A 21969-nucleotide genomic window follows, 5' to 3' on the forward strand; every position below is an offset into this window, starting at 1 on the left:
GTAGTTCTGCGAAAAATGTTGTCCTAGCACTGAACGAAATCGGGCCCTGGTCGTCTACAAGGCCCGTATTTCCTGGGGTGAGGCTGCCTTGACGTTGGCAATAATGCCCGGTAAGGTGCCTTTCGTGCGCCAGAAGTGCATATACATATAATCCGCAAAAATGTATTGCGGCGGTCAATACGACCCAGCCAAAAATGTTTTAGCGGAAAAGTATATTACGATTCATTTACCTGTAGACCTGATTATCATGGACAAATTTGACGCTAATCGCCGCAGATTGCTGGCGTTGGGTGGCGCTGCCCTCGGTGCTGCCGCCATTCTCCCTGCGCCGGCATTTGCCACCCTCTCGACCCCCCGACCGCGTATTTTGACGCTGAATAACCTGCACACCGGTGAATCACTCAAGGCGGAGTTTTTCGATGGTAGAGGCTATATTCAGGATGAATTAGCAAGACTTAACCACTTTTTCCGTGATTTCCGCGCGAACAAAATTAAGTCTATTGACCCAGGATTGTTCGATCAGCTTTACCGCCTGCAGGGACTACTCGGCACCAACAAGCCTGTCCAGCTCATCTCCGGTTATCGCTCCGTCGATACCAACGATGAACTTCGCGCACGAAGCCGTGGTGTAGCGAAACACAGCTATCACACCAAAGGCCAGGCGATGGATTTCCACATTGAAGGCGTTGCCTTAAGCAATATTCGCAAAGCGGCGTTATCTATGCGCTCAGGTGGTGTAGGATACTACCCACGTAGCAACTTTGTGCATATTGATACCGGTCCGGTACGGCACTGGTAACGAAAGGAGCATCATGAACTATCGTATTATTCCGGTCACGGCGTTCGCCCAAAACTGTTCTTTAATTTGGTGTGAACAAACCCGGCTTGCCGCTCTGGTCGATCCTGGCGGCGATGCCGAGCGCATCAAGGAAGAAGTGGCGGCGGCAGGCGTCAGCCTGATGCAGATCCTGTTGACGCATGGTCACCTGGATCACGTCGGCGCGGCAGCCGAGCTGGCGCAACATTACGGTGTGCCAATTATTGGACCGGAAAAAGAAGATGAGTTCTGGCTGGAAGGATTGCCGGCGCAAAGCCGCATGTTCGGGCTGGATGAGTGTCAGCCGTTGCAACCGGACCGCTGGCTGAATGAAGGCGATGTGGTGACCGTCGGCAATATCGCTTTGCAGGTATTGCACTGTCCTGGCCATACGCCGGGGCACGTGGTTTTCTTTGACGATGCCTCTCGTCTGCTGATTTCCGGCGATGTGATTTTCAAAGGCGGAGTAGGGCGCAGCGACTTCCCGCGCGGCGACCATGGACAACTGATTGATGCGATTAAACGTAAACTGCTGCCGTTGGGCGACGACGTGACGTTTATCCCCGGTCATGGCCCGTTGTCGACGCTGGGATATGAGCGCCTGCATAATCCGTTCCTGCAGGATGAAATGCCGGTCTGGTAATACCTGACCTCAAGGAAGTAAAAAAGGCCGCGTTTGCGGCCTTTTTCTTATGCGTCAGGGCTGAGAATTACAGCACCGCGACGATGGCTTCGCACAGCGGCGCCATATTATCAGGCGTCATGCCGGCAACGTTGATACGCCCGGACGCGACCGCATAAATAGCGAACTCTTCACGCAGACGCAGTACCTGCTCTTTGGTCAGGCCGCTAAACGAGAACATCCCATTCTGTTTGGTGATGAAGGTAAAGTCGCGGCTGGCGCCTTTTTCCTGCAGAGTATTCACAAACAGTAAGCGCATGCGCTGAATACGCTGGCGCATATCGGTGAGTTCTTGTTCCCAGATGGCGCGCAGCGCGTCGTTGCTGAGAATTGTCGCCACCACCGAGGCGCCGTGCGCCGGCGGGTTAGAGTAGTTGGCGCGGATAACCGCTTTCATCTGGCTGAACGCGCGATCGACGGTGTCTTGATCGGCGGCAACCAGCGTACAGGCGCCAACGCGCTCGTTATACAGGCCGAAGTTTTTTGAGTAAGAACTGGCGACCAGTAGCTCTTTATGCAGTGCGGCAAAGGCGCGCAGGCCTTCAGCGTCTTCTTCCAGACCGCGGGCGAAGCCCTGGTAGGCGAAGTCAAACAGCGGCAGCCAGCCTTTTTCGGCGGACATTTGCGCCAGCTGCTGCCACTGCTCCAGCGTCGGATCGATACCGGTTGGGTTGTGGCAGCAGCCGTGGTACAGCACAACGTCGCCCGCCTGCGCTTCGTTCAGGCTGGCCAGCAGACCGTCGAAATCAAGCTGGTGGTTAGCGGCATCGTAGTAAGCGTATTCACGCACTTCCAGCCCGGCTGCGCCGAAAACGCTTTTATGGTTCGGCCAGCTTGGGTTGCTTACCCATACCCGTTTAACGTCGGTGTTTTTGGCAAGGAAATCAGCCGCTACGCGCAGGCCGCCGGTGCCGCCTGGGGTTTGGGCGGTACGGGCGCGCTTATCGCTGATAATTGCGCTTCCTTTACCGAACAGCAGCTCCTGAGTGCAGCGACCAAACTCCGGAATACCATCAATACCGAGGTAGTTTTTGGTGGTTTCATTTTCCAGCAGATATTGCTCGGCTTTTTTTACGCTGGTCAGAACAGGTGTTTTACCTGTCTCATCTTTGTAAACACCAATTCCGAGGTTAATTTTGCCTGGGCGGTCATCGGCACGAAACAGATCGGCCAGGCCCAGAATAGGGTCGGCAGGGGCGGCTGTAATGTTCTCAAACATGACGAGGTTCCATTGTGATTACTGAGGGAAATCCGCTATCAGGGTAACGGTAGATTTACAAATTGCCAACCGTTTGCGACAAAAAGCGAGAAGGTTTTTGCAAGTTACGATCTTCGTCTTAGTAACGCAGAAAAGCAGGACCGAAGTCCTGCTTTTTAGGCATATCACGAAGGGGTGTACTACAGATTAGAACTGGTAAACGATACCAACCGCAGCCTAGTCGTCGGTGGCGACGCCAGCTTCACGAGTATAGGAATTGTCGTCCAGCTGGTTGAACTTGTACGCCGCGTACACGTTCATGTTTTTGTTGAAGTAGTACCAGGTACCCAGTTCAATGTATTTAACCAGGTCAGCATCGCCGCCGCCGAAGCCGCCGCGAGCCTGCAGGTTTTTACCTTTCGTCTGCACGTAGCCGAGGGACGGACGCAGACCGAAATCGAACTGATACTGAACCACGGCTTCGAAGTTCTGAGTTTTGCCCGCGAAGTAGTTATCTTCTTCCGGCGTCATGTTGTAAGTCTGGGAGTACATGACAGCGGCGTAGATGTTGTTAGCATCGTACTTAGCAGAGGTTGCCCATGCTTCAGCTTTGTTACCGTTACCGTCACGCTTCTGGTCGGCGCTGCGGTTGGAGTTAGCATAACCTGCGGACAGCGCGATACCGTTATCAAACGCGTAGGTTGCCGCGGTGCTGAAACCGTCGCCATTCTGTTTACGAATAACGCGGTCGTGATCGTTTTTGCCCTGATACTGAAGCGCGAAGCTCAGGCCGTCCACCAGACCGAAGAAGTCTGAGTTACGGTAGGTGGCCACGCCGTTGGTACGGCCGGTCATGTAGTTATCAGTGTAGTTCCAGCCGTCGCCGCCCCACTCAACCAGCATATCGGTTGCGGATTCGACGTCGTAGATGGCGCCGTAGTTACGGCCGTAATCGAATGAACCATATTCGCCCGCTTTCAGACCGGCGAAGGCCAGACGGGTTTTGGTGGTCTGGGAACCTTCAACGTTGGACGCATCCATGTTGTATTCCCACTGGCCGTAACCGATCAACTGGTCGTTGATCTGGGTTTCGCCTTTCAGGCCGATACGGGCATAGGTGGTGTCGTCGCTGCTGGTGTCACCATTGGTGGTCCAGACATGTTCGCCAACCATTTTTCCGTAGAAATCCAGTTTGTTACCATTTTTGTTATAGATTTCCGCAGCGTTGGCCGCACCGGCTACCAGCAGGGCAGGGATCACCACTGCCAGAATATTGCGCTTCATCATTATTTATTACCCTCATTAATATTTTTTATATGACACTTGCCACCGCCAGCAATAAATTCCGTCAATGAAAATTTACAGAACTATTGAAGATAGTTTGGTGTCTGAAGGCATCTTTCCATCGGTGGTGCCGTTTCGCTAGCCGGAAAATGCTACCAATATCGTAAATTGGTTACAAAAAGAAAAAACATGTAACTAAATATGTATTTTTAGGAACTTTGTGAACTCAATCAAAATTCCGTTCCACTTTGCGAAGATTGTCACCTTCTCATATATATCTATATGAATTAGTTATGAATATTTTCGCTAAAGCCAGATTTGATTAATTTTTGACTCAATTACGTCCCATTTTCGCTCAGGCGCTATTTTTGCATAACGTGCGCAGAGTGATTAAAAAATAGCCAATTCAATCAGCGTATTCACTTGTGTCTTAACATAAGGTGCGAAATCTACGTACTAAGGGTAAGGAAATAGTGAGTAACATAATTACGAAATGTGAAGGTTGATGTTTAAGTTTGTTGAAATTCGTTCACGAAAATTGACATAAAAAAAGGTCGGCTTGCGCCGACCTTGTCAGTGTTTTTACGAAACGCGATTAGAATGTGGCGTTACGTGGCGTACGTGGGAAAGGAATCACGTCGCGAACGTTCTGTACGCCGGTTACGTAGGCGATAAGACGCTCGAAGCCCAGACCGAAGCCGGAATGCGGTACGGTGCCGTAACGGCGCAGATCGCGATACCACCAGTAGTCTTCTTTATTCAGACCCATTTCGGCCATACGCGCGTCCAGCACATCCAGGCGCTCTTCACGCTGGGAGCCGCCGATGATTTCGCCGATGCCCGGCGCCAGAACGTCCATTGCGGCGACGGTTTTACCGTCTTCGTTAAGGCGCATGTAGAACGCCTTAATGTCTTTCGGATAGTTTTTCACGACTACCGGCGCTTTGAAGTGCTCTTCGGCCAGATAACGCTCATGCTCGGAGGAGAGATCCACGCCCCAGTACACCGGGTTTTCAAACTGCTTGCCGCAGTTTTCCAGGATAGTGACGGCGTCGGTGTAATCAACCTGGGCGAAATCAGCAGAGACAAAACGCTGCAGACGGTCGATGGCGTCCTTATCTACGCGCTCGGCAAAGAACTTCATGTCATCCGCACGCTCTTCCAGTACCGCCTTGAAGACGTACTTCAGCATGGCTTCCGCCAGACCGGCAACATCGTTGAGGCTCGCGAAGGCAACTTCTGGCTCCAGCATCCAGAACTCCGCCAGGTGGCGGCTGGTGTTGGAGTTTTCGGCGCGGAAGGTTGGGCCGAAAGTATAGATTTTGGACAGTGCGCAGGCATAGGTCTCACCGTTCAACTGACCGGAAACGGTCAGGAACGACTCTTTACCGAAGAAGTCTTTATCGAAATCGACTTTACCCTGGTCGTTACGCGGCAGGTTTTCCAGATCCAGCGTTGATACGCGGAACATTTCACCGGCGCCTTCGGTATCGGAAGCGGTGATAAGCGGGGTGGATACCCAGAAGAAACCCTGTTCGTCGAAGAAACGGTGCAGCGCCTGCGCCAGGGTGTGACGTACGCGCGCTACCGCGCCAATCAGGTTGGTGCGCGGACGCAGGTGCGCCACTTCACGCAGATACTCGATGCTGTGGCGTTTCGCCGCCATCGGGTAAGTGTCCGGATCTTCAACCCAGCCGGTGACTTCCACGCTGGAGGCCTGGATTTCAAAGCTCTGGCCCTGACCCTGGGAGGCCACGACTTTGCCGGTGACGATAACCGAGCAGCCGGTGGTCAGGCGTAATACTTCCTGATTGTAATTGGGCAGAGAATTATTAATAACGGCCTGTACAGGATCAAAGCAGGAACCGTCATAGACGGCGAGGAAAGAAAAGCCAGCTTTAGAATCTCGGCGGGTACGTACCCATCCGCGCACGGTGACTTCGCTGTCAACGGCAACGCGGCCCTGGAGTACGTCGGCTACAGGCACAACGCTCATAATATTCTCTCTATATAGTCCAATAAAAAAGTCTCTTCCCCTTCAACGGGGGGATATCTATGTTACCTGTCATCTTCCATCAGACAAGCAGAATTCGCACATGGGAGGGCGGATTTCGGAAATAAATTAGCCGCGGGGCCGTTCTTTACCTTCCGTTTACCTCTTTTACGCGAATTATTCGATAATGACCGTCATTTCCTGCTTCGCGTTTTGCATCGATACGATGGTGCGGAAGGATTTGATATTCCCCGAGGCAAAGAAGAGCTCACGGGTCAAGGCTTCGTATTCCGCCATATCGCGGACGTTGATCACCAGTAGAAAATCGAAGTCGCCGGTGACGTAATAAACCTGCTGCACCTGCGGGCAACTGACAAACCGCTGTTTATCCTCTTCAAGTAGGTCAAGGCGTTCATTCTCGATCGTAACCTGCACCATGATGGTGGTTGGGCGGCCCACTTTACTGGCATCAACCACGCTCACGCTGCCTTTAATGATGCCAGCCTCTTCCAGCGCGGCAATTCGCCGGTTGACCGCTGAAGCGGAAAGACTGACGCGATCGGCGATTTCCCGCTGCGACAGGCGATTGTTGCGCTGTAGCAGGGTGAGAATTTTTTTATCCCAACTATCCAGTTTCATTATCTTTGTCGCCCTAAATACCTGTGATCGACCTCACGTATGCAACTTTGTTGCGTGATAGAGGTGAATCAGAGTGAAAATTGCGAAGCTATGGGCAATTTTGCGCCATTTAACCATCGGCGGCAGTGTACCATCTCAGACAGTGGTAAAGCGTGAAATCGCTACAGAAAGCCACTGACGTTATTTCTATAGCCTAAATAATTCGAGTTGCAGAAAGCCAACGCACATGCAACTTGGAGTATGACGGGTATACATCGATTTATTCGACCATCTCTTTATTGGCCGCGCGGATCCCTGCGCCCTTTATTTGGCCGGGCTGGTCGTTGATTAATTCATCGTCGTACGACGATATGGATAAAAGGTTTATTTATGACGGACACGATTAAATATCAACTCAACGCCCGGCATCTGCCGTATGAACAGGGGGTGGACCTCAGTCTGCTCAATGAAAACGTTGGCGACGAAGTGCTGGCATTCCATCAAAAATTCCCCGCCTATCGGGTAACGCCGCTGCGCAAGTTGGATTATTTAAGCCAGCGTCTCGGGCTGGGATCGTTGCATATAAAGGATGAAGCGCAGCGTTTCGGCCTTAACGCCTTTAAAGGATTAGGCGGTTCTTATGCGATGGGAAAATATCTCGCTGAACAGCTTGGGCGCGATATTAATACTTTGAGCTTTAGCGATCTTAATTCACCAGAAATTAAAGCCCGTATTAAAGATATTGTGTTTGTCACCGCCACCGATGGCAACCACGGCCGCGGCGTGGCGTGGGCGGCGGAGCAGCTTGGGCTACGGGCGGTTGTTTATATGCCTAAAGGTTCCTCGCCGGTACGCGCGCAGAATATTCGCCAGCATGGTGCTGAGTGCACAATAACCGAACTCAATTATGACGATACCGTCCGTCTGGCGGATAAAACCGCCAAAGAGCAGGGGTGGGTACTGCTGCAGGACACCGCCTGGCAGGGCTATGAACAGATCCCTACCTGGATCATGCAAGGTTATATGACGCTCGCCGTTGAAACCTGGCAGCAGTTGGCGCAAAGCGGCGCCAGGATGCCTACGCATCTGTTTTTACAAGCCGGCGTCGGCTCTTTTGCCGGCAGCATTATGGGGTATTTCGTTGAGAAGATGCAGCAGGATGCGCCGACGATAGTGATCCTTGAACCCCATAAAGCGAACTGCCTGTACCGTTCGGCAACCATCAATGACGGGCAACCGCACAGCGTCGGCGGCGACATGGCGACGTTAATGGCCGGCCTTGCTTGCGGCGAACCCAATATCACCAGCTGGCCGATGCTGCGTGACCATGCCCGTTGTTTTATCTCTGCCGATGATTGTCTTGCCGCTAACGGCATGCGCCTGCTGGCCGCGCCGCGGCCAGGTACCGATGAACCCTTTATCTCCGGCGAATCCGGCGCCATCGGCGCGGGAGTGCTTTATGCGCTGATGACCCAGCCGGAATACCGAGAACTTGCCGAAGCGCTGCGCCTGAATGCCGATGCGCAGGTCCTGTTAATCAGCACTGAAGGAGACACGTCACCAGATGTCTATGAAGACATCGTCTGGTTTGGCCGTAATGGCTAATCGCCATCGGCAATAACAAGAGGGCCATCTTACCTACCCTACGAGCCCTCGGTATGACATGCGTTCTGACTAATAACGAAAACATACGCGGATTCGCGTAATGCATAGAGAGAACCTGACCGATGAATACTGAAAATGCTGTGACAGAAAGAGGATGTTGCGATGCCGCAAAGTGGCATAGCGAAGATACCGTGTGGGTGCTTGGCCTGTTCGGCACGGCAATTGGCGCCGGGGTGTTGTTTCTGCCGATTAACGCCGGGATTGGCGGTTTCTGGCCGCTGCTTATCGTTTTTGCTCTCGCTTTTCCGATTACTTATCAGGCGCATCGCGGGCTGGCGCGATTTATTTATTCTTCCAACACGCCGGAAAGCACGATCACCGATGTCATTGGCGAGCATTTTGGCGCGCTAGCGGGGAAGGTGTTTACCGTTATCTATTTCTTCGCCGTGTACACCATTTTGATTATGTATGCGGTAGCTATTACGAATACAGCGCAGAGTTTTATCAGCCATCAGTTGGGACTGGCGGAGCCGCCGCGGGCAGTGGTGTCCATCGTGCTGATCCTCGGGCTGATGTTTATTGTCCGCCTCGGGCAGCGTTTGATTATGCGCGTGATGAGCACCCTGGTTTATCCCTTCATTATTTCACTTATTTTTATGGCGCTGTTTTTGATCCCGCACTGGAACGGCGCGATTTTGCACACCGTGAACTTCAGCGCAATGGGCGATGGGCGCGGCATTTTACTAACGCTGTGGATGACATTTCCGGTGCTGGTTATGTCGTTTAACCACTATCCGATCGTCTCGCCGATGGTCGTGCGCCAGAAGCAGCGCTACGGACTCGCGCTTGCCGAGCGCAAATGCGCGCAGATCCAGCGCTATGGCATCCTGTTAATGACCGTGGTGGTGCTATTTTTCGTTCTCAGCTGCGTGTTGAGCCTGTCGCCGCAGCAGTTAGCGGAAGCAAAAGCGCAGAATTTGTCGATCCTGTCGTACCTCGCCAACCAGTTTGAGACGCCGATTATTGCCTGGCTATCGCCAATCATTGCGTTTGTCGCGATTACGAAATCGTTTCTTGGCCACTATATCGGCGCTTATGAATCGCTGCGCGATCTGATTATCGAGGCCGCCGCCGCGCGGGGGAAAAAACCGACTATCCGCGCAGTTGACGCCGTTATTCTGGTTTTTATGGTCCTCACCTGCTGGTTCGCCGCCTATAAGAACCCAAGCATCCTCGGCATTATCGAGTGCATCAGCGGCCCGACCGGGGCGGCGATTCTACTGCTGTTGCCGATGTATGCCATTCATAAGTTACCGGTGCTGGCGCCGTATCGCGGCAAAGCCAGCAACGTTTTCGTCACCCTGATTGGGTTAATTACCGTATCCGCCATTTTTTACGGCATGTTCCAGTAACCCCGAACAATAGCGAGATGTTTTATGAGTCATGATCTACAGATAAACGGCCAGCGGCTGATCGATTCCCTGTTCGCGCTTGGTGAATGCGGCGCGTTGGAAGGCGGCGGCGTCTGCCGCCTTGCGGCGACCGCGGAAGATAAAGCCGGTAGGGACTTTGTTGTTGCCCGGATGAAAGCGCTGGGGCTGACTATCTATATCGATGCTATCGGCAACGTTACCGGTGTTTATCGCGGAGAAGAGGCGCTACCGATGGTGATGATGGGGTCGCATATCGACACCGTGGGTACTGGCGGCCTGTACGATGGCAACTACGGCGTGATGGCCGGTCTCGAGGTGATTGCCGCCCTTCAGGATGCCGGGATTCGTCCGCGACGTCCGTTAGCCGTAACCTTCTTTACCAATGAGGAGGGGGTGCGCTTCCAGCCCGATATGATGGGAAGCGTGGTGTTTGCCGGGGAGTATCCACTGGCGCAGGCCCTGGCGGCAAAAGACCACAACGGCATTACTCTTGACGAGGCGCTGCGGGAGATTGGCTATAAAGGCGAACATCAGCCGGGCAATCTGCCGGTAGATAGCTACGTCGAACTACATATCGAACAGGGACCTATCCTCGATAAGGAACGGATTGATATCGGCGTCGTCACCGGCGTGCAGGGTATTTCATGGCAAGAATTTACGCTAACAGGCGTGTCGAATCATGCCGGTACGACACCTATGTCCATGCGCCGCGATGCCGGCCTTGCAGCGGCGAAAATCGCCGTTTTCGCCCGTGAACTGGCGAAGGGCCTCGGCGGCAATCAGGTGTCTACCGTCGGGCATATGAGCGTTAAACCCAACCTGATTAACGTCATTCCAAATCACGTCGTGATGTCGGTGGATTTACGCAATACCGATAACACTATCTTAATTGAGGCGGAACGGCGCTTAGCCGAGTTTGTCGTCACAACGGCGCAGGAAGAGGGGGTGGAGATAGCCAGCCGTTCACTGGTGCGTTTTAACCCGGTCATTTTTGCCGATGAAATCGTCAATGCCGTTGAAGCGGAGGCGAAACGTCAAGCCCTCAGTTATCGGCGCCTGCCGAGCGGCGCCGGCCACGACGCGCAATTTATGGCTTCGGTATGCCCCGCAGGGATGATTTTTGTCCCCTGTGTTGACGGCATTAGCCACAACGTCAATGAACATAGCGAAGCCAAAGATCTCATTGCCGGCGCCAATGTGCTGCTGCAGGTGGTATTACAGCGCGCGCAGCGTGCGGCATAATTTTTACAGGAGTGAAGAATGAATCAACAACAGTTAAAGCAGCAGCTTATTGCCTGGCGCCATCACCTGCATGCCAATCCGGAAAGCGCCTTTGAAGAAGTCAAAACCTCGCAGTTTATCGCCGAGAAACTCGAAGCGATGGGCATTGAGGTTCACCGTAATATAGGTAAAACCGGGCTGGTGGGCGTGTTGAAATGCGGCGACGATAACGGTGTTATCGCCATCCGCGCCGACATCGATGCTATTCAATTGAACGAACAGGGCGAACGGCCTTACCGCTCCACGACCGCCGAACGGATGCACGGCTGCGGGCATGATGGCCACACCTGCATTGCGCTGGGCGCGGCGCAGTTGCTATTGCAGCGGCAAAACTTTAACGGAACCGTCTGTTTTGTTTTTCAACCTGCGGAAGAACCCGGTTATGGCGCCAATGCGATGATGACGGACGGCGTTATCGAGCGTTTCGGCATCGAGGAGATTTACGGCCTGCACAATATGCCGGGTATGAAAGCCGGGACCATCGCCACCCGTGTCGGCGGCATTATGGCCAGCGAAGATAACTTTATTATCCGTATTAAGGGGCAGGGGGCGCATGCCGCCCGGCCGCATATGGCGAAGGATCCGCTGGTGATTGCGGCAGAAATTATTCTGGCGCTGCAGACCATCGTTTCACGCAATATCGACCCGAACGTGCCGGCGGTGATCTCCTGTACGGAGCTTCATACTGACGGTATCCGCAATGCGATCCCCACGCATGTGGAAATTAAAGGGGATACCCGCAGCTACTCCGCTGACGTACAGGCGCTGCTGGAAGCGCGCATGCGGACCATCAGCGAAGCGATTTGCGCGATGCACGGCGCGCAGTGCGAGTTTAGCTATACCCATGAATTCGCCCCGACGGTGAACTGGCAGCAATGCGTTGATGTCGCGGTCAATGCGGCGGTGAACGTCGTGGGGGCGGAAAATGTCGACGGCAACGTCGCGCAGATGATGATTTCGGAGGACTTCGGCGCCTTCCTGCAGGAGATTCCCGGCTGTTTCATCTTTTTAGGTAACGGCGATGCGTCTGATACTCAGGGCAATACGCCGCTGCATAACGCTTGCTACGACTTTAATGATGAAATTTTACTGACCGGCGCGGAGTATTTTGCCGAGGTGATCAGGACGAGATTGCCGCAGTAGAGATGTTGGTCGGCCCGGCAGCGTAACGCCGCCGGGCCGTTTTTTTAACTCGCCTTTTTAATCGGCGGCAGATCGAAGGCCTCACGCAGGGCACGGACGAAAGCCTTGTCGTGGCAGATGGTTTTACCCGGGCTATCGGAGAGTTTCGCCACCGGCTTGCCGTTACATTCTACTAGTTTTATGACGATATTCAGCGGTTTCACCTGTGGGATGTCGCAGGTTAACCGGGTGCCGATACCGAAACTGAGATTCACCCGCGAGGAGAAGTGGCGATACAGATCGACCGCTTTGCCGAGGTCGAGGTTATCGGAGAACACCAGCACTTTACTCATCGGGTCGATACCCAATTTCTGATAATGGGCGATAGCTTTCTCGCCCCACTCCAGCGGATCCCCGGAGTCATGGCGCAGTCCCTGATAGCGGGTGGCGAATTCAGGACCGAAATCACGTAGGAAAGCGTCCATGGTGATGCAGTCGGTCAGAGCAATACCCAGCCGATCCGGATATTCCGCCAGCCAGGCGGCAAGCGCCGCGCGCTGGCTGCTGGCCAGGTTTGGACTGATCTGCTGGTGGGCCTGGAACCATTCGTGCGCCTGGGTGCCCATCGGGGTTAAATTGAGTCGGCGGGCCAGATCGTAATTGCTGGTGCCGACAAACCACGGCTCCTGCTGCAAGCGCTGCACGATAGCCTGCTGTACTTCACGGGAGAAGCGGCGGCGGGTGCCGAAATCCATCAGGCGGAATGCCGACATATCGATGTCGGCGGTCATGTCGGCGAAGTCGGCAAGCTTATGTTCGAGCGTCTCCAGCGCCAGGCCGACGCTGATTTCCGGCGAACGGTAGTGGTGCACCAGTTCGCTGATGACCGCCAGCAGCGGCACTTCCCACATGATCACTTCGCGCCACGGCCCGGCGAGGCGAATATTCAGCTTGCCATGATCGTTGATAACGGTGACCTGGCTTGGGTCGTAACGGAAGTCGCGTAGCCAGTCGAGATAGTCCTGCGAGAAGAACGGCAGGGTGGACAGCCAGCGATACTCATCGTCCTGCAGCTTCAGGTCGCGCATGGTTTCGACCTGCTCGCGAATCGCGTCGGCATAGATGCCGAGCAGATCGTCTCCGCGGCAGCGGAACTCTGCCGCTACCTCCACATCGTAGTAGCGGTGGAAGACGGCCTGCTGCATATGCAGCTTATAGGCATCCGTATCAAGCAGCGAGTGCAGTACAGGAGAAGTGAATTGTGTCATGGTGCGCAGTAGCATCCTCTCACTGGGGCGTTCCATTCAAACCAAAGCAGAAAAAAGGAGGCGGAGTATACCTTTAATACCCGGTGCTGTCCTGCTGCGATGGCTCGACGGTAACGCTGACGGTCATTTGCGAGGCCTAGTTTAATATATTGAACACGGATCACACCACAAGCTTTGCGCCGGGTCGAGCGCATTTCGTGCCTCATGTGTTATCAAAATGTAGCGATTTTCGTGTTGAACGTTGAAAAGATGAAGATTCTGCATAGCGCGATCTGCGCAACAGGAATAGACTGGAGCCGATACTTTACAGACACGCTAAAGGTTTTTTATGACACAACAGCCCCAAGCCAAATACCGCCACGACTACCGTGCGCCGGATTATCTGATTAGCGATATTGATTTGACCTTTGACCTGGATGCCGCGAAAACCGTTGTCACGGCCGAGAGTAAGGTTTCCCGTCACGCGGCTGCGTCTGATGTGCCATTGCGTCTGGATGGCGAAGACCTGACTCTGATTTCACTACAGGTGAACGGCCAGCCGTGGAAAGACTATAAAGAAGAAAATAATCAGCTGGTGATTGGCGGTTTGCCGGACAGCTTCACCCTGACTATCGTCAACGAAATTAGCCCGGCGGCAAACACTGCGCTGGAAGGCCTGTATCAGTCAGGCGAAGCGCTATGTACTCAGTGCGAAGCAGAAGGTTTCCGCCATATTACCTGGTACCTCGACCGTCCGGATGTGCTGGCGCGCTTCACCACCAAAATCATCGCCGATAAGGCGAAATACCCCTACCTGCTTTCTAACGGTAACCGCGTAGCCCAGGGTGAGCTGGACAATGGTCGTCACTGGATCCAATGGCAGGATCCGTTCCCGAAACCCTGTTACCTGTTCGCGCTGGTAGCCGGCGATTTCGATGTGCTGCGTGACACCTTCACCACCCGTTCCGGGCGTGAAGTCGCCCTTGAACTGTACGTTGACCGCGGCAACCTCGACCGCGCGCCGTGGGCGATGACTTCGCTGAAGAATTCGATGAAGTGGGACGAAACTCGTTTCGGTCTCGAATATGACCTCGACATCTATATGATCGTCGCCGTCGACTTCTTCAACATGGGCGCGATGGAGAACAAAGGCCTCAACGTCTTTAACTCTAAATACGTGCTGGCCCGTACCGATACCGCGACCGATAAAGACTACCTCGATATCGAGCGCGTCATAGGTCACGAATATTTCCATAACTGGACCGGCAACCGTGTGACCTGTCGCGACTGGTTCCAGCTCAGCCTGAAAGAAGGGCTGACCGTATTCCGCGATCAGGAGTTCAGTTCCGATCTCGGCTCGCGTGCGGTAAACCGTATCAATAACGTGCGTACCATGCGCGGGCTACAGTTTGCCGAAGACGCCAGCCCGATGGCGCACCCGATCCGTCCGGATATGGTTATCGAAATGAACAACTTCTACACCCTGACGGTCTACGAAAAGGGCGCCGAAGTGATCCGTATGCTGCACACCCTGTTGGGCGAAGCCAATTTCCAGAAAGGGATGCAGTTGTACTTTGAACGCCACGACGGCAGCGCCGCCACCTGCGATGATTTCGTGCAGGCGATGGAAGATGCTTCGAACGTGGATCTGTCGCATTTCCGTCGCTGGTACAGCCAGTCCGGCACGCCGGTCGTTACCGTGCATGACGACTATAACCCGGAAACCGAGCAGTACACCCTGACTATCAGCCAGCGTACGCCGCCGACCGCGGAACAGGCCGACAAGCAGCCGCTGCACATCCCGTTCAGTATCGAGCTGTACGATAACGAAGGCAAAGCGATCCCGCTGCAGAAGGGCGGTCATCCGGTACATCACGTATTGAATGTCACCCAGGCGGAACAGACATTCGTCTTTGATAACGTTTACTTCCAGCCGGTACCGGCGCTGCTGTGTGAATTCTCCGCGCCGGTCAAGCTTGAATATAAGTGGAGCGACCAGCAACTGACGTTCCTGATGCGCCACGCGCGTAACGACTTCTCGCGTTGGGATGCCGCGCAGAGTCTGCTGGCGACCTACATCAAACTCAACGTTAATCGTCATCAGCAGGGGCAGCCGCTGTCGCTGCCGATCCACGTCGCTGACGCCTTCCGCGCGATCCTGCTCGATGAGAAAATCGATCCGGCGCTGGCGGCGGAAATTTTAACGCTGCCGTCGGCCAACGAAATCGCAGAACTGTTCGCCATCATCGATCCGATTGCCATCGCGGCGGTGCGCGAAGCGCTGACCCGTACGCTGGCGAAAGAACTGGCCGATGAGCTGCTGGTGGTTTACAACGCCAATAAGCTCGACAGCTATCGCGTAGACCATGCCGATATCGGTAAACGTTCCCTGCGCAATACCTGCCTGCGCTATCTGGCTTTTGGCGATGTTGAATTGGCAGATAAGCTGGTGCAAGCCCAGTATCATCATGCTGACAACATGACCGACGCGTTGGCTGCGCTGTCGTCGGCGGTGGCGGCTGAGTTGCCGTGCCGTGATGCATTGATGCAGGAGTATGACGATAAGTGGCACCAGGACGGCCTGGTGATGGACAAGTGGTTTATTCTGCAGTCCACCAGCCCGGCGGCCAATGTGGTTGAGACGGTACGCGGCTTGCTCAAGCACCGTTCATTCACGATGAGCAACCCAAACCGGGTACGTTCGCTGATCGGCGCCTTCGCGAGTAGCAACCCGGCGGCGTTCCATGCCGAAGACGGCAGCGGTTACCAGTTCCTGGTGGAAATGCTGACCGAGCTCAATAGCCGCAACCCGCAGGTTGCGTCGCGTCTAATTGAGCCGCTGATTCGTCTGAAACGCTACGATGAGAAACGTCAGGCCAAGATGCGTGCGGCGCTGGAACAGCTGAAAGGGCTGGAGAATCTCTCCGGCGATCTGTTCGAGAAGATTACCAAAGCGCTGGCGTAACGGCCGCAAAATCCCCGGTGGCGCTCTCGCTTACCGGGGCTACAGCGCTGTGCGATTTGGTAGCCCGGCCGAGCGAAGCGCGGGCCGGGGACATTAGTTAGCCATGACTAAACAAACGCGGCGCACGCTCGCTGTCGCCGCGCTTCATCACCCGATCGAGCACCTGTGCTTCCAGTTCCGCCAGCTTTGCCGAGCCGAACCGCCGCGGACGCGGAATATCCACGCTCAAATCGAGGCCAATTTTCTTTTCTTCTATTAACAGCACCCGGTCGGCCATCGCCACCGCTTCACTCACATCATGAGTTACCAGCAACACGGTAAAGCCGTGTTCTTGCCAGAGCGAAACAATCAATTCCTGCATTTCCAGACGGGTGAGGGCGTCAAGCGCTCCCAGCGGTTCATCCAGCAGCAGCAGACGCGGGCGATGGATCAGCGCGCGGGCCAGCGCAACGCGCTGTTTTTGCCCGCCGGAGAGGGCCGCCGGCCACTCATCGGCTCTCTCTTCCAGCCCGACGCTGGCCAGCGCCTGGCGGGCGGCATCGCGCCACTGGCCCTTCAGCCCAAGTCCAACGTTGTCGATAACCGTTTTCCACGGCAGCAACCGCGCGTCCTGGAACATCATGCGCGTATCCTCCTGGATCTGCGCAAGCGGCGTCGCGCCTGCCAGCAGTTCGCCGCCATTGGGTTTTTCCAGCCCGGCCAGCAGGCGCAACAGGGTGCTTTTACCGCCGCCGCTGCGGCCGACCACTGCGACAAATTGCCCGGTAGGAATATGTAAATCCAGCTCATTGAGAATGACATTGTCGCCGTAGCGTTTGCTGACCCCATTGAGTAACAGCGGGATCCCGGGATTAAGACGAGCAGTATTCATGCGTTAGCCTCCTGAAGACGGTACGCCGGGTTCCAGCGCAGCCAGACGCGTTCCAGCAGTTGCGCGCTAAAATCGGCGAGCTTGCCGAGAATGGCGTAAAGAATAATGGCGACCACCACCACATCGGTTTGCAGAAATTCGCGGGCGTTCATCGCCAGATAACCAATCCCGGCATTAGCCGAGATGGTCTCAGCAACGATAAGCGTCAGCCACATTAATCCGAGAGCGAAGCGAATGCCGACCATAATCGAGGGCAGGGCGCCGGGGAGGATTACGTGGCGGAAGAGGGCGAACCCGGATAAGCCATAGCTACGCGCCATTTCCACCAGACCGCGATCGATATTGCGGATACCGTGCCAGGTATTGATATAAATCGGAAACATCGTCCCCAGCGCGACAAGAAATATTTTGGCGCTTTCGTCAATACCAAACCACAAAATCACCAATGGAATTAGCGCCAGATGCGGCACATTGCGCAGCATCTGGATGGAGGTATCCAGCAGGCGTTCGCCCCAGCGCGAGAGGCCGCTGATGAGCCCGAGCGTCAGGCCGATGGAGCCGCCAATGGCGAAGCCGAGTAAGGCACGCCAGGAACTGATCGCCAGGTGTTGCCACAGCTCGCCGCTGGCGGAGAGCGTCCAGAAGGCTTTCAGTACCCCCTCCGGAGAGGGGAGAATACGGGTTGAGAGCCAGCCTACCGATGACGCCAATTGCCAGATAAGCACGGTGCCCACCGGTAAAAACCAAGGAGCGAGGCGTAATAGAAGTTTTTGCGAAGAGGCTGCCATAGTTCGCTCCCTAACTTTGCGCCGCTTTACGCGGGATAAATTCGTTCGCCACCGCTTCGCCCTGCAGGCGCAAGTTTTGCGGCTGAGGGATCGTCGGGATGTTGACATCGAGCAGCGGGAACAGCAGTTCGCCGACTCGCCAGGCTTCCTCAAGGTGCGGGTAGCCGGAGAAGATAAAACTGTCGATGCCTAGTTCGGCGTATTCATTAATACGTTCGGCGACGGTAGCCGCATCGCCCACCAGCGCGGTGCCCGCGCCACCGCGCGCCAGACCGACGCCCGCCCACAGATTCGGGCTGATTTCCAGCTTGTCGCGACGGCCGTTGTGCAGCGCCGCCATGCGGTGCTGGCCAACAGAATCGGTTTGCGCGAAGGCGGCCTGCGCGCGGGCGATGGTTTCGTCATCCAGATGGGAGATTAAGCTTTCCGCTGCTTGCCATGCCTCTTCATTGGTTTCGCGAACGATGACGTGCAAACGAATACCAAAGCGGACGCTGCGGCCGAGGCGCGCGGCTTTCTCACGCACCTGGGCGATTTTTTCCGCCACCTGCGCCGGCGGTTCGCCCCAGGTCAGGTAGAGGTCGACCTGTTCGGCGGCCAGATCCTGTGCAACGTCCGAGGAGCCGCCAAAGTAGAGCGGCGGTCGCGGCTGTTGCTGCGGCGGGAAGAGCAGTTTCGCCCCGCGCACGTGCTGGTGCTTGCCGTGGAAAGTCACGGTTTCACCTTCCATCAGTTTGCGCCAGATATGGGTGAACTCGGCGGAGGCTTCGTAGCGTTCGGTGTGGTCGAGGAATACGCCATCGCCGGCTAATTCATTTGGATCGCTGCCGGTGACCAGATTGAACAAGGCCCGACCATTAGAGAGCCGGTCAAGCGTGGCAGCCTGGCGCGCGGCGACGGTGGGGGATACCACGCTTGGGCGCAGTGCGACAAGAAACTTCAGCCGTTGGGTGACGGGGATCATTGAAGCGGCAACCAGCCAGGCATCTTCGCACGAGCGTCCGGTAGGAATGAGTACGCCGGTGAAGCCGAGCCGGTCGGCTGCCTGGGCGATTTGCTGCAGATAACTGTAATCTACCGGGCGCGCGCCTTCATCGGTGCCCAGATAGCGGCCGTCACCGTGGGTGGGTAAGAACCAGAACATATTCAGACTCATGATTTCGCTCCTTGTGCGGGGGCAGGCTGCCAGATACGGTTTTGAATAATGATTTTTTTCGGTACCAGCTTGTTTTCATAGAAGAGATCGGCGGTTTGCTGTTGGCGAGCGGCCGTTTCAGCGCTTACCGGTGATATCGCAGTGGGCGGACGATGGTCGAGATAGCTGGCAATCACCGCTTCGGGTAGACCCATCGTTTTGGCCAGCAGGGCAATACTTTGCTGGCGATGGCTAATGGTCAGGGCATCCGCCTGGCTAAAGGTCTCCAGCACGCCTTCGATAAAGGCGCCGTTCTTTTCGGCATAAGGACGAGCGGCAAGATAGAACGAACCGGTCTGCTTCAGGTCGCTACCATCTTTCAGTACCCGTACCCCGCCTTGCAGCAGCGCCGCAGAGTAATAGGGATCCCAGATGGCCCAGGCGTCGACATTGCCCTGCTGGAAGGCGGCGCGAGCATCGGCGGGAGCGAGATACACCGGCTGGATATCGCTGAATTTCAGACCTGCCTGCTGTAGAGCGCGCAGCAGCAGATTGTGCGAGCTTGAGCCCTTCTGGAACGCCACCTTACGGCCTTTCAGTTCAGCCACGCTTTTGATTGGGCTGTTATCGGCAACCAGAATCACTTCCGCTTTCGGTTTCGCTGGTTCAGCGCCGATATAGACCAGATCGGCGCCGGCAGCCTGAGCGAAAATCGGTGGGATATCGCCGGTGCTGCCGATATCAATACTGCCGACGTTCAGCGCTTCCAGCATTTGCGGCCCGGCGGGAAACTCGACCCACGAAATCTTAGTTTGCGGATAGCGTTGCTCCAGCAGTTGATGGCTCTTCGCCAGCACCATACTGACGCTGCCTTTCTGGTAGCCGATGCGTAACGCTTCCGGCGCCTGCGGGGCCGCATGCGTAATAAAGGAAAGCATGAGTAGCCCGCCGAGGGTTAGGGCACGCAGAGGATTAAGCATGCTCAACCCCCTGTAACGTCTTTAGTCCGGGGATGCGGCTGTTGCGGCGATTCAGCGCCTGCCAGAAGGTCTCCAGCGCCTGGTCGAGACGGTTTTGCAGATTCGGTGTGAACTGCGGCTTGTGTTGATAATCGGTGACCTGGCTGTCATCGGCGAATACGCCGTGGAGGATCTCCTGCGCTTTGAGAGCATTAAGCACTGGTTTAAGCGCGTAATCGACCGCCAGCATATGGGCGATGGTGCCGCCTGTCGCCAGCGGCAGGACAATTTTGCCTTCCAGAGCGCGTTCGGGGAGCAAGTCTAGTAGCGTCTTCAGCGCGCCGGAAAAAGAGGCTTTATAGACGGGAGTGGCGATAATCAGGCCATCAGCGCCGGCCAGTTGTTCATTTAAGGTATGCAGAGCGGGGTTATCGAAGCGGGCGTAAAGCAGATCTTCGGGATCGAAATTCTGTAAATGCCAGTGATAGACTTCGATGTCGGCCGCGGTAAGTTTCTCTCTGGTGTACTCCAGCAATGCGCTTGAGCGAGAAGGGTAGCGGGGGCTGCCCGCGATTGTAATAACGCGCATACACTCTCCTTATAACCAAATGTTTGCATTTATCTATAATTGATAACATTTTATGGCAGTGTGACAGAGGGCGTTTATTTCCCTAAATGATTTTTCCGGCGTTAAATTGCCAAAATGCGCATAACAGGCGGCTGAGAAGTAAACGTTTGCGTTGGTCGCGTGATTTTTTGTCGCAGGTCAATTCCCTTTCGGGCGCGGATCGAACATAATACGCCCCCGGTTTGCACACCGGGAATCCAGGAGAGTTCATGTACTATCCCTTCGTTCGTAAAGCTCTTTTTCAGCTCGATCCTGAGCGCGCTCATGAAGTAACCTTCCAACAATTACGCCGCGTCACCGGCACGCCGCTGGAAATGCTGGTTCGACAAAAAGTACCGTCGAAACCCGTTACCTGCATGGGGCTCACTTTCAAGAATCCACTGGGGCTGGCGGCCGGGCTTGATAAAAACGGCGAGTGTATTGATGCGCTCGGTGCGATGGGCTTCGGCTCAATCGAAATTGGTACCGTGACTCCGCGTCCGCAGCCGGGCAATGACAAGCCGAGGATCTTCCGTCTCGTCGATGCCGAAGGTTTGATCAACCGCATGGGCTTTAATAACCACGGCGTTGATAACCTGGTCGAGAATGTGAAAAAAGCGCATTTTGACGGCGTGCTGGGGATTAATATCGGTAAAAATAAAGATACTCCGGTAGAGCAGGGTAAAGATGATTATCTGATTTGTATGGAAAAAGTCTATCCATACGCTGGATATATCGCCATTAATATCTCCTCGCCGAATACCCCAGGGTTACGTACTCTGCAATATGGCGAAGCGCTGGATGATTTACTCAGCGGTATTAAAAATAAGCAGCTCGAACTTCAACAGAAACATCAAAAATATGTTCCTGTGGCGGTGAAGATCGCCCCGGATCTTTCTGTCGAAGAATTGATCCAGGTAGCCGACAGCTTAGTCCGCCATAATATTGATGGCGTCATTGCTACCAATACCACCCTCGATCGTTCATTGGTCCAGGGGATGAAGCATTGTGATGAAACCGGTGGGTTGAGTGGTCGTCCATTACAATTAAAAAGCACCGAAATTATTCGTATGCTGGCCACGGAATTAAATGGTCGTTTGCCAATTATCGGAGTTGGCGGTATTGACTCGGTGATCGCCGCTCGTGAAAAGCTGGCTGCTGGCGCCACGCTGGTACAGATTTATTCCGGGTTTATTTTTAAAGGCCCGCCGCTGATTAAAGAAATTGTTACACACATCTAATCTTTTCCGCCTCTGAATCTTCCCCAGGGCTTTATTTCCAGCCCTGGTTGTTTTATATTCCTTCATTGTTGCTTATTTAGACATTTTAGTCTTTTCTTAATTTTAGAAATTATTCTGTAGCAG

General features: G+C 54.7%; 18 protein-coding genes. 8 read left to right on the forward strand and 10 right to left on the reverse strand.

What is annotated here, in order from left to right; all coding sequences use genetic code 11:
• Positions 1-247: 247 nt before the first annotated feature.
• Complete coding sequence (locus PGR29_RS10155) at positions 248-799, forward strand: YcbK family protein (protein ID WP_015367456.1); 552 nt, start codon at positions 248-250, stop codon at positions 797-799.
• Between the two features lie 13 nt (positions 800-812).
• On the forward strand, positions 813-1460 hold the full coding sequence (locus PGR29_RS10160; protein ID WP_015367455.1) for an MBL fold metallo-hydrolase: 648 nt from the start codon (positions 813-815) through the stop codon (positions 1458-1460).
• A 67-nt stretch (positions 1461-1527) separates the two neighbouring features.
• Here PGR29_RS10160 and PGR29_RS10165 read toward each other — a convergent pair whose 3' ends face one another.
• The 4 genes from PGR29_RS10165 to PGR29_RS10180 all read right to left on the reverse strand — a co-directional run bounded on the left by PGR29_RS10165 (position 1528) and on the right by PGR29_RS10180 (position 6613).
• Positions 1528-2718 carry an amino acid aminotransferase gene (locus PGR29_RS10165; protein ID WP_316424477.1) on the reverse strand — a complete coding sequence of 397 codons (1191 nt, stop codon included), beginning with the start codon at positions 2716-2718 and terminating at the stop codon, positions 1528-1530.
• Between the two features lie 216 nt (positions 2719-2934).
• Positions 2935-3984, reverse strand: a complete 1050-nt coding sequence (gene ompK35, locus PGR29_RS10170) for a porin OmpK35 (protein ID WP_316424478.1) — start codon at positions 3982-3984, stop codon at positions 2935-2937.
• A 592-nt stretch (positions 3985-4576) separates the two neighbouring features.
• The gene (gene asnS / locus PGR29_RS10175; RefSeq protein WP_047045619.1) at positions 4577-5977 is read right to left on the reverse strand and encodes an asparagine--tRNA ligase; all 1401 of its coding nucleotides are present in this window, start codon (positions 5975-5977) and stop codon (positions 4577-4579) included.
• A 174-nt stretch (positions 5978-6151) separates the two neighbouring features.
• A complete protein-coding gene (locus tag PGR29_RS10180) occupies positions 6152-6613 on the reverse strand; it encodes an Lrp/AsnC family transcriptional regulator (protein WP_045395698.1) in 462 nt (153 codons plus the stop codon).
• A gap of 369 nt (positions 6614-6982) precedes the next feature.
• Here PGR29_RS10180 and dpaL point away from each other — a divergent pair, with 369 nt between their 5' ends.
• From dpaL to PGR29_RS10200, 4 genes are all read left to right on the forward strand, one after another.
• The gene (gene dpaL / locus PGR29_RS10185; RefSeq protein WP_228302372.1) at positions 6983-8197 is read left to right on the forward strand and encodes a diaminopropionate ammonia-lyase; all 1215 of its coding nucleotides are present in this window, start codon (positions 6983-6985) and stop codon (positions 8195-8197) included.
• Between the two features lie 122 nt (positions 8198-8319).
• Positions 8320-9609: an aromatic amino acid transport family protein gene (locus PGR29_RS10190; protein WP_316424479.1), complete on the forward strand. Its 1290-nt coding sequence runs from the start codon at positions 8320-8322 to the stop codon at positions 9607-9609.
• Positions 9610-9633: 24 nt separating this feature from the next.
• Positions 9634-10872 carry a Zn-dependent hydrolase gene (locus PGR29_RS10195; protein ID WP_316424480.1) on the forward strand — a complete coding sequence of 413 codons (1239 nt, stop codon included), beginning with the start codon at positions 9634-9636 and terminating at the stop codon, positions 10870-10872.
• 18 nt (positions 10873-10890) lie between these two features.
• Positions 10891-12054, forward strand: a complete 1164-nt coding sequence (locus tag PGR29_RS10200) for a M20 aminoacylase family protein (RefSeq protein ID WP_049059583.1) — start codon at positions 10891-10893, stop codon at positions 12052-12054.
• Between the two features lie 44 nt (positions 12055-12098).
• Here PGR29_RS10200 and pncB read toward each other — a convergent pair whose 3' ends face one another.
• Positions 12099-13301: a nicotinate phosphoribosyltransferase gene (pncB, locus tag PGR29_RS10205; RefSeq protein WP_316424482.1), complete on the reverse strand. Its 1203-nt coding sequence runs from the start codon at positions 13299-13301 to the stop codon at positions 12099-12101.
• A gap of 328 nt (positions 13302-13629) precedes the next feature.
• Between pncB and pepN the strand changes: the two genes are divergently transcribed.
• Positions 13630-16245, forward strand: a complete 2616-nt coding sequence (gene pepN, locus PGR29_RS10210; protein ID WP_316424483.1) for an aminopeptidase N — start codon at positions 13630-13632, stop codon at positions 16243-16245.
• A 97-nt stretch (positions 16246-16342) separates the two neighbouring features.
• On the opposite strand, the gene ssuB is transcribed toward pepN, so the two are convergent.
• The 5 genes from ssuB to ssuE are packed head-to-tail and all read right to left on the reverse strand — an operon-like array spanning position 16343 to position 20587.
• A complete protein-coding gene (gene ssuB, locus PGR29_RS10215; protein WP_113374280.1) occupies positions 16343-17116 on the reverse strand; it encodes an aliphatic sulfonates ABC transporter ATP-binding protein in 774 nt (257 codons plus the stop codon).
• A complete protein-coding gene (gene ssuC / locus PGR29_RS10220; protein WP_015367447.1) occupies positions 17113-17904 on the reverse strand; it encodes an aliphatic sulfonate ABC transporter permease SsuC in 792 nt (263 codons plus the stop codon). Before ssuC ends, ssuB begins: the two co-directional genes overlap by 4 nt.
• 10 nt (positions 17905-17914) lie before the next feature.
• A complete protein-coding gene (gene ssuD / locus PGR29_RS10225; protein WP_113374279.1) occupies positions 17915-19060 on the reverse strand; it encodes an FMNH2-dependent alkanesulfonate monooxygenase in 1146 nt (381 codons plus the stop codon).
• Positions 19057-20019 (reverse strand): sulfonate ABC transporter substrate-binding protein, encoded by a 963-nt coding sequence (locus tag PGR29_RS10230; protein ID WP_113374278.1) that lies wholly within the window; start codon positions 20017-20019, stop codon positions 19057-19059. The genes ssuD and PGR29_RS10230 overlap by 4 nt, the downstream gene beginning before the upstream one ends.
• Positions 20012-20587: an NADPH-dependent FMN reductase gene (gene ssuE, locus PGR29_RS10235; protein WP_087858135.1), complete on the reverse strand. Its 576-nt coding sequence runs from the start codon at positions 20585-20587 to the stop codon at positions 20012-20014. Before ssuE ends, PGR29_RS10230 begins: the two co-directional genes overlap by 8 nt.
• A 248-nt stretch (positions 20588-20835) precedes the next feature.
• On the opposite strand from ssuE, the gene pyrD reads away from it, so the two are divergent.
• The gene (gene pyrD / locus PGR29_RS10240) at positions 20836-21846 is read left to right on the forward strand and encodes a quinone-dependent dihydroorotate dehydrogenase (RefSeq protein ID WP_042892893.1); all 1011 of its coding nucleotides are present in this window, start codon (positions 20836-20838) and stop codon (positions 21844-21846) included.
• Positions 21847-21969: the final 123 nt, after the last annotated feature.

Origin of the sequence: Klebsiella sp. 141203 (assembly GCF_032601985.1) — a bacterium.
GTDB lineage: Bacteria > Pseudomonadota > Gammaproteobacteria > Enterobacterales > Enterobacteriaceae > Klebsiella > Klebsiella aerogenes.

What these genes read in the sequence shown, in the direction of transcription:
- PGR29_RS10155 (WP_015367456.1), top strand. Translation starts at nt 248, where the DNA reads ATGGACAAATTTGACGCTAATCGCCGCAGATTGCTGGCGTTGGGTGGC.
- PGR29_RS10160 (WP_015367455.1), top strand. Translation starts at nt 813, where the DNA reads ATGAACTATCGTATTATTCCGGTCACGGCGTTCGCCCAAAACTGTTCT.
- PGR29_RS10165 (WP_316424477.1), bottom strand. Translation starts at nt 2,718, where the DNA reads ATGTTTGAGAACATTACAGCCGCCCCTGCCGACCCTATTCTGGGCCTG.
- ompK35 (WP_316424478.1), bottom strand. Translation starts at nt 3,984, where the DNA reads ATGATGAAGCGCAATATTCTGGCAGTGGTGATCCCTGCCCTGCTGGTA.
- asnS (WP_047045619.1), bottom strand. Translation starts at nt 5,977, where the DNA reads ATGAGCGTTGTGCCTGTAGCCGACGTACTCCAGGGCCGCGTTGCCGTT.
- PGR29_RS10180 (WP_045395698.1), bottom strand. Translation starts at nt 6,613, where the DNA reads ATGAAACTGGATAGTTGGGATAAAAAAATTCTCACCCTGCTACAGCGC.
- dpaL (WP_228302372.1), top strand. Translation starts at nt 6,983, where the DNA reads ATGACGGACACGATTAAATATCAACTCAACGCCCGGCATCTGCCGTAT.
- PGR29_RS10190 (WP_316424479.1), top strand. Translation starts at nt 8,320, where the DNA reads ATGAATACTGAAAATGCTGTGACAGAAAGAGGATGTTGCGATGCCGCA.
- PGR29_RS10195 (WP_316424480.1), top strand. Translation starts at nt 9,634, where the DNA reads ATGAGTCATGATCTACAGATAAACGGCCAGCGGCTGATCGATTCCCTG.
- PGR29_RS10200 (WP_049059583.1), top strand. Translation starts at nt 10,891, where the DNA reads ATGAATCAACAACAGTTAAAGCAGCAGCTTATTGCCTGGCGCCATCAC.
- pncB (WP_316424482.1), bottom strand. Translation starts at nt 13,301, where the DNA reads ATGACACAATTCACTTCTCCTGTACTGCACTCGCTGCTTGATACGGAT.
- pepN (WP_316424483.1), top strand. Translation starts at nt 13,630, where the DNA reads ATGACACAACAGCCCCAAGCCAAATACCGCCACGACTACCGTGCGCCG.
- ssuB (WP_113374280.1), bottom strand. Translation starts at nt 17,116, where the DNA reads ATGAATACTGCTCGTCTTAATCCCGGGATCCCGCTGTTACTCAATGGG.
- ssuC (WP_015367447.1), bottom strand. Translation starts at nt 17,904, where the DNA reads ATGGCAGCCTCTTCGCAAAAACTTCTATTACGCCTCGCTCCTTGGTTT.
- ssuD (WP_113374279.1), bottom strand. Translation starts at nt 19,060, where the DNA reads ATGAGTCTGAATATGTTCTGGTTCTTACCCACCCACGGTGACGGCCGC.
- PGR29_RS10230 (WP_113374278.1), bottom strand. Translation starts at nt 20,019, where the DNA reads ATGCTTAATCCTCTGCGTGCCCTAACCCTCGGCGGGCTACTCATGCTT.
- ssuE (WP_087858135.1), bottom strand. Translation starts at nt 20,587, where the DNA reads ATGCGCGTTATTACAATCGCGGGCAGCCCCCGCTACCCTTCTCGCTCA.
- pyrD (WP_042892893.1), top strand. Translation starts at nt 20,836, where the DNA reads ATGTACTATCCCTTCGTTCGTAAAGCTCTTTTTCAGCTCGATCCTGAG.